The organism is Agromyces sp. CCNWLW213, from assembly GCF_037199545.1.
Classification (GTDB): domain Bacteria; phylum Actinomycetota; class Actinomycetes; order Actinomycetales; family Microbacteriaceae; genus Agromyces.
The window spans coordinates 119291-129458 of record NZ_JBBBDX010000009.1 but is presented as its reverse complement, the minus strand read 5'-3'; the positions used below and the strand labels follow the sequence as shown (position 1 = coordinate 129458).

Genomic DNA, 10168 nt, shown 5'->3' with positions numbered 1-10168 from the left:
CCCCCCCCCCCCCCCCCCCCCCCCCCCCCCCCCCCCCCCCCCCCCCCCCCCCCCCCCCCCCCCCCCCCCCCCTCCCCTTCCCCCCCCCCCCCCCCCCCCCCCCCCCCCCCCCCCCCCCCCCCCCCCCCCCCCCCGCGGTCGTCGTGCGGCCCGGAACCCCTCCCGACCGGCCGGATCGCCTCGCTCGCAGCGCGGCCACAGCAATATCCCCGCGGGTATTCAGGTGCGCCCGCGAGGCTGGGGAATGCCCCGGTCAGGGGTGATGTTGTACCTGTATCCGGGACCGACCCGACCTGACACGGTCTCGGCGATTGGAGGACACGTGGGCATCAGCTACGTCGAGTTCGAGGACGAAGCCGGCATCCTGCGTCGCTACCGCAAGCACGTCAACGGCCGTGGCCTCGTGGCCACGACCGCCAAGGTGGATCCGACGGCGTTCGTCGACCCGACCGCCTACGTCGACCCGGGCGCGCAGGTGCAGCGCGGAGCCGTCATCTCGCACGGCGCCTGGATCGAGCAGGACGCGATCGTCGCCGAGAAGGCGACCGTCGGCGTCAACGCGCACGTCGGACGCGGCGCCGTCGTCGGCCGCTTCGCGGTCGTCGGGCCGTACGCGGCCGTCGGCGCGAACGCACGCGTGCAGAACGGCGCGCGCGTGCCGCGCGAGGCGCACGTCGCCGAGGGCGGCGAGCACCGCGCGTCGGGCGACGACCTGCGCCGGCTCGGCCTCGCAGCCTGAGCTCCCGGCGGCCGGACACCCCGGCCGCCGCATCCGACCCACCCCGGCCCCGGGCCTCGCGCCCGGGGCTCTCGCGTGCCCCGGGTCGTTCCCGAGCCCGGGGCTGACGTACCGGCGCCGGGCTGCGAGGATCGGGGCATGGGGAACGAGATCGCACCCGACTGGTGGAAGTCGGCCGTCGTCTACCAGGTGTACCCGCGCAGCTTCCAGGACTCCGACGGCGACGGCGTGGGCGACCTCCGCGGGATCCTGCAGCGGCTCGACCACCTCGAGCGCCTCGGCGTCGACGTGGTGTGGCTCTCGCCCGTGTACCGGTCGCCGCACGCCGACAACGGGTACGACATCAGCGACTACCGCGACATCGACCCGGCGTTCGGCACCCTGGCCGACTTCGACGAGCTGCTCGGTGCGATGCACGCGCGCGGCATCCGACTCGTCATGGACCTCGTCGTGAACCACACCTCCGACGAGCACCCGTGGTTCGTCGAGTCGCGCTCGAGCCGCGAGAACCCCAAGCGCGACTGGTACTGGTGGCGCCCGCCCCGCCCGGGCACCCACGGCGGCGAGCCCGGCGCCGAGCCGACGAACTGGGAGTCGTTCTTCTCCGGGTCCACCTGGGAGTGGGACGAGGCGACGGGCGAGTACTACCTGCACCTGTTCGACGTGAAGCAGCCCGACCTCGACTGGGAGAACCCCGAGGTGCGCGAGGCGGTCTACGACATGATGCGGTGGTGGCTCGACCGCGGCGTCGACGGCTTCCGGATGGACGTCATCAACCTCATCTCGAAGCATCCGTCACTGCCCGACGGGCCCGTGCGCGACGGCCGGCGGTACGGCGACGGCGGTGCGTCGTACACGAACGGCCCGCGCCTGCACGAGTTCCTGCAGGAGATGCACCGCGAGGTGTTCGACGGCCGCGAGGGGCTCATCACCGTCGGAGAGACGCCCGGTGTCACGCTCGACGAGGCGATCCTGTTCACCGACCCGGCGCGCCGCGAGGTCGACATGGTGTTCCAGTTCGAGCACGTGGGCCTCGACCACGGCATCAGCAAGTTCCGGCCGCGGCCGCTCGAGCCGGGCGAGCTCGCGGCGTCCCTCGTGAAGTGGCAGGAGGGCCTGCACGACGTCGGCTGGAACAGCCTCTACCTCGAGAACCACGACCAGGCCCGGTCGGTCAGCCGGTTCGGCGACGCCGACGAGCACTGGTACGCGTCGGCGACGGCGCTCGCGACCATGCTGCACCTCATGCGCGGCACGCCCTACGTCTACCAGGGCCAGGAGCTCGGGATGACGAACGCGCCGTTCTCGGTGATCGACGACTACCGGGACGTGGAGTCGCTCAACGCGTACGCCGAGGAGGTCGCGAGCGGCACGGCCGTGGCCGAGGCCCTCTCCGGCCTCAGCCTCATGAGCCGAGACCACGCCCGCACCCCCATGCAGTGGGATGCCACGCCGAACGCGGGCTTCACGTCGGGGACGCCGTGGCTCGCGGTGAACCCCAACCACGATCGCATCAATGCGGCGGCCCAGGCCGGCGACCCGGGCTCGGTGTTCGAGTACCACCGCCAGCTCATCGCGCTGCGGCACGAGCGTGCGGTCGTCGCGCACGGGTCGTTCGTGCGAGCGGATGCCGGTCACCCCGCGATCCTCGCCTACGAGCGCGTGCTCGGGGCCGAGCGGCTGCTCGTGGTCGTGAACCTGTCGTCGGCGGAGCACGACCCCGCGTTCGCGCCCGACCTCCTCGCGCGGTGGGGAACGGGGCCGGGCGAACCCGGTGACGTGCCCGTCCTGACGAACACGATCCCCGACTCGCCCGCGCCGGCCGACGCGTCGCTCGCGCCGTGGGAGGCGCGCGTCTACGCCGCGGACGCCTGACGCCCCGGGCGGGTGGCCCGGGGCGCCTCGGGATCCGAGCGTCGGATCAGTCGTCGTCGGGCTCGTCGGCGTCGTCCGCGTCGTCCTCCTCCACGGCGACCACGCCGAAGTCCTCGTCGAGCGAGACCTCGACGTACTCGCCCGAGTCGAGCCGCACGTCGAGCTCGTACGCCGTCGCGGCGCCGTCCGCGGTCGCGCCGTCGTCCTCGCGCTCGGCGTCGGTGACCTCGCCGCCGCCGGTCTCCTCGAGGGCCGCGTCGGTCGCCTTCTCGAGGTCGGCGCCGGTGAGCTGCTCGGCCGCGTCCGACTCCTGCTCCTGCGACGTGCCCGCGCGGTCGTCCTCGGTCTCGAATCCGTCGGTCGCGGCGTACGCGACGGCGGTGCCGCCGAGGGCGAGCACGCCGGCCGCCGCGGCGGTCGTGATCCAGATGGTGCGCTTCTTCATGGTGCCTCCCGTGTCGATCGTTCGTCCACAGGCTCTCGCGCGAGCGCTGAAGCCAGCCTGAAGGGTCCTGAACGCGGGTTCAGGAACGGGGGGCGGATGCCGCGGCCGGCAGCTCGACGCGCAGGCGCGCGCCGCCCGCCGGGGCGGCCTCGACGCGCGCGTCCCCGCTGTGCGCTCGCGCGATCTCGCGCACGATCGACAGCCCGAGGCCGCTCCCGCCGGTGTCGCGGGCTCGGGCGTCGTCGAGCCGCACGAAGCGGTCGAACACGCGGTCGCGCTCGCCCGCGGGGATGCCCGCGCCGTCGTCGTCGACCGTGAGCACCGCCGTCCCGGTCGCCTCGCCGTCGCCGTGGCGGTCGCCGTCGTCGTCGGCGTCGCCCGCCCGCGACACGGCGAGCACGATCCTCGTCCGCGCGTGCCGGGCGGCGTTGTCGACCACGTTCCGCACGAGCTGCGCGAGCAGCGCGGCGTCGCCGCGCACGCGCGTGGCGCGGACCCCGGTCGTGTCGACGTCGAGATCGGAGGAGCGCACGCGCGACGCCTCGGCGAGGAGCAGGTCGTCGAGGTCGACGTCGGCCGACTGCGGCCGCAGCGCGCCCTCGTCGGCCCGCGCGAGCACGAGCAGGGCCTGCACGAGCCGCTCGAGTCGCCCGCCCTCCTCGAGGACGACGTCTCCCAGCTCGGGTGCGCCCACGCGATCCGGGTGCGCCCGGGCGACCTCGGCGTACTGGCGGAGCGTCGCGAGCGGCGACTTCAGCTCGTGGGAGGCGTCCGAGATGAAGCGCCGCTGCGTGGCCTGCGCGGCGTCGAGCCGTCCCAGCATCCCGTTGAGCGTCCGGGCGAGGCGTGCGATCTCGTCGTCGGCGGGCGGTTCGTCGAGCCGCTCGGAGAGGTTCGCGGCGGTGACCGCGTCGACCTGGCGCCGCATCCGCTCGACGGGGGCCAGTGCCCGCCCGACGACGAGCCAGGTCGTGACCGCGACGAGCGCGACGAGCAGCGGCACCGAGGTCGCGAGCAACCGCGCGACCGTCTCGCCGGTCTCGTCCACCGACTCGGTGCTGCGCCCCGCGACCACGGTGAAGGCGCCGGCCTCCTCGACGGCGACGGGCATGCGCTCGCCGCCGACGCGGACCGAGCCCGCGTCGGCGAGCTCACCCGGTCCGACCGGCTCCACCTCGTCGTCGCTCGTCCGAACCATCGCGCCGGCCGCGTCGAACACGAGGATCACGCCGTCGTCGTCGAACTCGTCGAGGTCGTCGAGCGCGTCCGGGCCGGCGGCCTCGATCCGGGCGGCGACCGTCTCGGCATCCCGCTCCGCCGCGGCGCGGAGGCCGTCGAGGAGCGACGAGCGCAGGACGACCCAGAACCCGACCGCGCCGAGCACGAGCGCGACCGCGACGACGGATGCCGCGACGAGCGTGATCCGGCCGCGGATGCCCAGGCGCCGGCGCGCCGCGGCATCCGCCCTGCCCGTGCCCTCAGCCACCGTCGACCGCCAGCCGGTACCCGGCGCCGCGCAGCGTCTGGATGCCCTCGCGGTCGAACGGCCGGTCGACCTTGTTGCGCAGGTGGCGGATGTACACCTCGACGATGTTGGGATCGCCGTCGAAGTCGAAGTCCCACACGCCCTCGAGGATCTCGCGCTTGGAGACCACCTCGCCCGCCCGGCGCATGAGGAACTCGAGCACGGCGAACTCGCGCGCGGTGAGCTCGACCGCGGCGTCCGCGCGCCGCACCTCGCGCGTCGCCGGATCGAGCCGCAGGTCGCCTGCGGCGAGCACCGCGGGGCGCGCCGACGCCCCGCGCCGGATGAGCGCCCGGACGCGCGCCACGAGGACGGCGAACGAGAACGGCTTGGTGAGGTAGTCGTCGGCGCCGGTGTCGAGGGCCTCGACCTGGTCCCACTCGCCGTCCTTCGCGGTGAGCATGAGCACCGGCGTCCAGTCGTCGGCCTCGCGGAGCGCGCGGCACACGAGGTAGCCGTTGAGGCCGGGGAGCATGATGTCGAGCAGGATCGCCGCGTACCGGTTCTCGCGAGCGAGCCACAGGCCGTCGGTGCCGTTCGCGGCGACGTCGACGGCGAATCCCTCGGCCTCGAGCCCCCGCCGCAGGCCCTCGGCGAGGCGCGCCTCGTCCTCGACCACCAGCAGCCGCATCCGCCCTCCCTCCGCTGGGCCCATCCTGTCGGATGCCGCTGAAGCGGGGCTGAAGCGCGCCCGGTGCGCTACGCCGCGGCGCCCCCCAGGTAGGCGTTGCGCACCTCGGGGAGCTCGACGAGCTCGCCGGGCGTGCCCTCGAGCACCACCCGGCCCCGCTGCATGACGACGGCGCGATCGGCGATGCCGAACGATGCGCGCACGTTCTGCTCGACCAGCAGGACGGCGAGTCCGCGCTCGCGCAGCTGCGTCAGCACCTTCATGATCTCGGCGACGACCTTCGGCGCGAGCCCGATCGACGGCTCGTCGAGCAGGATGGCCTTCGGCGAGGCCATCAGTCCGCGGCCGATCGCGACCATCTGCTGCTCGCCGCCGGAGAGGGTGCCCGCGGCCTGCCCGAGTCGCGGCTGCAGCCGCGGGAACAGCTCGAGCACCGCGTCGAGGTCGCCCTTGCCGCCGCGGCTCCAGGCGCCCAGCATGAGGTTGTCGCGCACCGTGAGCGTCGGGAAGCAGAGGCGGTTCTCGGGCACGTGCGTGAGCCCCAGGGCGGCCATCCGCTCGGTGGGCCGGCCGGTGATGTCGGTGCCCTCGAGCGCGACCCGGCCCGCGGTGGGCCGGATGATGCCGTTGAGCGCCCGCAGCAGCGTGGTCTTGCCGGCGCCGTTCGAGCCGACGACCGTGACGATCTCGCCGGCCGACACCTCGAGGCTGACGCCGTGGAGGATCGCGAGCTTGCCGTAGCCGGCATCGAGCGAATCGACGACCAGGGTCATGCGTGCTCCTCCAGTTCCTCGAGTTCGTGCTTGGCCTCCTCGGCGTCGGTGCCGAGGTACGCGACGATGACCGCGGGATCGTTGCGCACCGACTCCGGGTCGCCGTGCGCGATGAGCACGCCGTCGTCGAGCACCGCGACGGAGTCGGCGAGCGAGAGGACCTGCGCGACGTCGTGCTCGACGAGCACGATCGTGAGCCCCGCGTCGCGGAGCGCGCGGAGCAGGTTCGCGAGCATGTCGCGCTCCCGGCCCGAGAGGCCCGCCATGGGCTCGTCGAGCAGCAGCAGCGCGGGCTCCGACGCGAGCGCGCGGCAGACCTCCATCATGCGCTGGCGCCCGAAGGGCAGGTCGCCCGCGGCGAGGCCGGCGACGTCGCCGAGTCGCATCGCGTCGAGGATGTCGTGCGCGATCTCCTCGTTGCGGTACTGCTCGCGCCCCTGGAGCCCGAGCATGCCGCGGATGATGCCGGCCCGGCCCTTGCGGTACCGGCCCATGTAGACGTTGCCGACCACGTCGGTCGACGTGAACACCTGCAGGTTCTGGAAGGTGCGGGTGAGGCCCCGGACCGCGCCGACGTGCGGCTTGCGGCCCTGCACCTCCTCGCCGAGGAACGAGACCGTGCCCGAGGTCGGCGGGATCGCGCCGGTGATCATGTTGAAGCACGTCGTCTTTCCGGCGCCGTTCGGCCCGATGAGGCCCATGATGCGGCCGGCGGGCACCGTGAAGCTCACGTCGTCGACGGCGACGACCCCGCCGTAGCGCTTGGTGAGTCCGCGCACCTCGAGGATGGTCTCGCCGGCCGCGAGCGGCGTCGAGATGGCCGGCACGCTCGGGATCGGCTCGTCGTCGGCGACCGCGGGCGGTCCGGCCGGTTCGCCCGGGACGCCGCCGAACGCGCGCGTCGGCGCGTCGCCCGTGCCCGCGTCGGCGGTGCCGTCCGGGACCTTCGCCGCGGCGGCGACCCGCCGCGAGGCCGAGCGTCGACGGATGGCGGCCCAGACCGTGCGCACCGCCTGGTAGAGCCCGCCCGGCAGGAGCAGGATGACGAGGATGAGCACGATGCCGTAGCCGATGAGCTGCACCTCGCCGGTGGCGCCCGGGATGATGGCCGGGATGAGGTCGCGCAGGCCCTCCGAGAGGAGCTCGACGATGAAGGCGCCCGCGATCGCGCCCCAGACCGAGCCGAGCCCGCCGATGACGACCATCAGCAGCAGCTCGACCGAGACGTGGAACTCCGCGACCTGCGGCGAGACGATCTGCACCTGGTAGGCGTAGAACACGCCGCCGAGGCCGGCGAAGCCCGCCGAGAGCGTGAAGACCTTCACGCGCAGCGCGTACGTGTTGACGCCGAGCGACTCGGCTGCGAGCTCGGAGTCGTTGACCGCCGAGAGCGCGCGGCCGGCGCGCGAACGCGTCAGGTTGAGCGCGAGGACCAGGCCGACGATCACGAACGGCGCGACGAACCAGAAGAAGAGCCCGTTGTTGTCGATCGGGATGCCGAAGACCTCGGGCCGTCCGAACCCGTAGATGCCCGTCGTGCGGCCGGTGAACTCCCACTCGCGCACGGCGATCATGACGATGAAGCCGAGGCCGAGGGTCGCGAGCGCGAGGTAGTGGCCGCGCAGCCGGAGCATCGGCAGCCCGACGAGCAGGGCCGCGAGCATGGCCGCGAGCACGCCGCACACCGCGGCGAGGATGCCGGGCACCTCGAACTTCTGCAGCAGGATCGCGTGCGTGTAGGCGCCGATCGCGAAGAACGCCGCCTGGCCGAGCGAGACCTGGCCCGCGAGCCCCATGAGCAGCGACAGGCCGATCGCCGGCAGCGCGAAGATCATCGAGAAGACGGCGATGTTCATCATCGACGAGGTCGCCGTGAACGGCACGATGATCACGATCACGGCGAGGATCGCCACGCCGATGATGGTGGAGCGGTTGTTCGGCCAGAATCCGGTCTTCGACCGGACGGCCCCCGGTGTCTTCTCGAGGAGCGTCACGTCAGACCCTTACCGCGTTCGGGCGCAGCACGAGGCCGGCCGGTCGGATGATGAGCACGATGATGAGGATGAAGAACGCCACCGCGTCCTTCCAGCCGGATGCCACGTACCCGGCGACGTACGACTCGAGCATGCCGAGCAGCAGCGCCCCGACGATCGCGGCGCGGAAGGACACGAGCCCGCCGAGGACCGCGGCGACGAACCCCTTGAGCCCGAGCAGCAGCCCGCCCGACCAGATCGAGAGGTAGATGGGCGAGGACACGACGCCGGCTGCCGCGCCCGCGAAGCCCGCGATGGCGAACGCGATGACGGATGCCGCGGCCGGCGAGATGCCGACGATGCGGGCCGCCACCGGCTGCTCGGCCGAGGCGCGGAGCGCCTTGCCCCACCGGGTCTTCTCGTAGAAGAGCAGGATCCCGCCGCCGACCACCACGAGGGTGCCGAGCATCCAGAGCTCCTGCGACCGGATGCTGACGCCGCCGATGAGCAGGTCCTCGCCCGGGAAGGCCGGCAGTCGCCGCGCTTCCGCGCCCCAGACGAGCAGCATGATCGCCTGCAGCAGCGTCGAGACGCCGAGGGTGAGGATGATCGAGACGAGGGTCGTGAGGTCCTTGACGCGCGCGATCACGAGGCGCTCGATGAGCACCGATGCGAGCGTGACCGTCACCAGGGCGATGAGGATGGCGACGGGCAGCGGCACGCCGGCGCTGACGAGCGAGATGCTCCCCAGGCCGGCGAGCATCGCGTAGTCGCCCTGGGCGATGTTCACGACGTGCCGCACCGTGTAGGTGGCGATCAGGCCGACGGCGAGCAGGGCGTACACGGAACCCTGCGACAACCCTGCCGCCGTCAGCTGGAGGAAGTCGGTCAACGGACGTCGCTCACTCTTCGTAGAGGTTCCAGCGGCCGCCCTCGGCGATCGCGAGGATGAGCGCGTCGGCCTCGAGGCCGGAGTGGTTCTCCGGGGTCATCGTGAACACGCCCGAGATGCCGACGAAGTCGCTCGTCGCCTCGATCGCGTCGCGCAGCTCCCCGGGATCGGTGCCCGCCTCCTGGATCGCGGCGACGGCGATCTGCCACGCGTCGTACGCGTGGCCGGCGAAGCTCGACGGCGCGGTGTCGTAGGCCTCGGTGTAGTCGGCGATGAACTGGTCGATGACCTCCTTCTGCGGGTCGTCCTCCTGGAGCTGGTCGGCCACGAGCAGGCGGCCCATCGGCGCGATGACGCCCTCGGCGGCGTCGCCGGCGGCCTCGAAGAACGCGGCGTTCGCGACGCCGTGCGACTGGTACACCGGCTTGCCGACGCCGATCTGCACGTACGCGGCCTGCGCGAGGCCGGCCGACGGCGTGATGCCCCAGATGATGACGGCGTCGGCGTCGGCCGAGCGCAGGTTCGTCATCTGGGCCGTGAAGTCGGTCGCGCTCGGCTCGAACGACTCGGTCGCGGTGAGCTCGATGCCGCGCTCGGCGCCCAGCTCGGTGATGATCTCGGCGATGCCCTCGCCGAAGCCGGTCGCGTCGCGCGCGAGGGCCACCTTGGTGTAGCCCTTCGACTCGGCGTCGTCGAGGATGCGCTCGATCACGACGACGTCGTTCTGGGCGGTCTTGAAGACCCACTCGGAGCCCTCGACGATGGCCGCGTTCGCGGCGATCGAGATCGTCGGCAGCTGCGCGGCCTCGACGAGGGGGCGCATGGCGAGCGAGGGGCCGGTGCGCGAGGCGCCGATGATGAGGTCGACGTCGTCGTTCTCGATCAGCTGGGTGGTCGCCTTGGCGGCGCCGTCCTCGGTGGACTGGTTGTCCTTGATGATGAGCTCGACCTCGCGGCCGTCGATGCCGCCCTCCTCGTTGAGCTGTTCGGCCAGCATGTTGAGGGTGTCCTGCTCGGGGACGCCGAGGTTGGCGCCGACGCCGGTGATGTCGAGCACGGCGCCGATCTTGACCGGCCCCTCCTCGGCGGCGTCGCCGCCACCGCCGTCGTCGCCGCCGAAGTTCGACGTCGAGCAGCCGGTGAAGGCGAGGGCGAGCGAGGCCGCGACGGCGGCGGAGGTGAGCAGGCGGCTGTGGGTGCGTCGCATGGGAACTCTCCTTCGAGTCCAGATCGGGTGGCGCTCATCACCGAGGCGGGACGCCGAGTTCATGACCGACCATTCGGTCACTTATTGGGTCCTCCGACGATACGGTGC

9 protein-coding genes are annotated in these 10168 nt (G+C 72.8%); 2 read left to right on the top strand and 7 right to left on the bottom strand.

The genetic code is table 11. The features are described from left to right. Positions 1-322: 322 nt before the first annotated feature. Positions 323-739: a transferase gene (locus WBQ80_RS15385; RefSeq protein WP_336573413.1), complete on the top strand. Its 417-nt coding sequence runs from the start codon at positions 323-325 to the stop codon at positions 737-739. Between the two features lie 138 nt (positions 740-877). Then, positions 878-2614 carry an alpha-glucosidase gene (locus WBQ80_RS15380; protein ID WP_336573412.1) on the top strand — a complete coding sequence of 579 codons (1737 nt, stop codon included), beginning with the start codon at positions 878-880 and terminating at the stop codon, positions 2612-2614. Between the two features lie 46 nt (positions 2615-2660). Here the strand turns inward: WBQ80_RS15380 and WBQ80_RS15375 are convergent, their stop codons facing one another. The 7 genes from WBQ80_RS15375 to WBQ80_RS15345 form a co-directional block, all read right to left on the bottom strand. After that, positions 2661-3059 (bottom strand): hypothetical protein, encoded by a 399-nt coding sequence (locus WBQ80_RS15375; RefSeq protein WP_336573411.1) that lies wholly within the window; start codon positions 3057-3059, stop codon positions 2661-2663. A gap of 79 nt (positions 3060-3138) precedes the next feature. Then, a complete protein-coding gene (locus tag WBQ80_RS15370; RefSeq protein WP_336573410.1) occupies positions 3139-4545 on the bottom strand; it encodes a sensor histidine kinase in 1407 nt (468 codons plus the stop codon). Then, complete coding sequence (locus WBQ80_RS15365) at positions 4538-5215, bottom strand: response regulator transcription factor (RefSeq protein WP_336573409.1); 678 nt, start codon at positions 5213-5215, stop codon at positions 4538-4540. Before WBQ80_RS15365 ends, WBQ80_RS15370 begins: the two co-directional genes overlap by 8 nt. A 68-nt stretch (positions 5216-5283) precedes the next feature. Then, positions 5284-5988, bottom strand: coding sequence for an ABC transporter ATP-binding protein (locus tag WBQ80_RS15360; RefSeq protein WP_336573408.1), 705 nt, complete (start codon positions 5986-5988; stop codon positions 5284-5286). Continuing rightward, positions 5985-7982: a branched-chain amino acid ABC transporter ATP-binding protein/permease gene (locus WBQ80_RS15355; protein ID WP_336573407.1), complete on the bottom strand. Its 1998-nt coding sequence runs from the start codon at positions 7980-7982 to the stop codon at positions 5985-5987. The genes WBQ80_RS15360 and WBQ80_RS15355 overlap by 4 nt, the downstream gene beginning before the upstream one ends. 1 nt (position 7983) lies before the next feature. After that, positions 7984-8853 carry a branched-chain amino acid ABC transporter permease gene (locus WBQ80_RS15350; RefSeq protein WP_336573406.1) on the bottom strand — a complete coding sequence of 290 codons (870 nt, stop codon included), beginning with the start codon at positions 8851-8853 and terminating at the stop codon, positions 7984-7986. 10 nt (positions 8854-8863) lie between these two features. Further along, on the bottom strand, positions 8864-10060 hold the full coding sequence (locus WBQ80_RS15345; protein ID WP_336573405.1) for an ABC transporter substrate-binding protein: 1197 nt from the start codon (positions 10058-10060) through the stop codon (positions 8864-8866). Positions 10061-10168 lie beyond the last annotated feature (108 nt).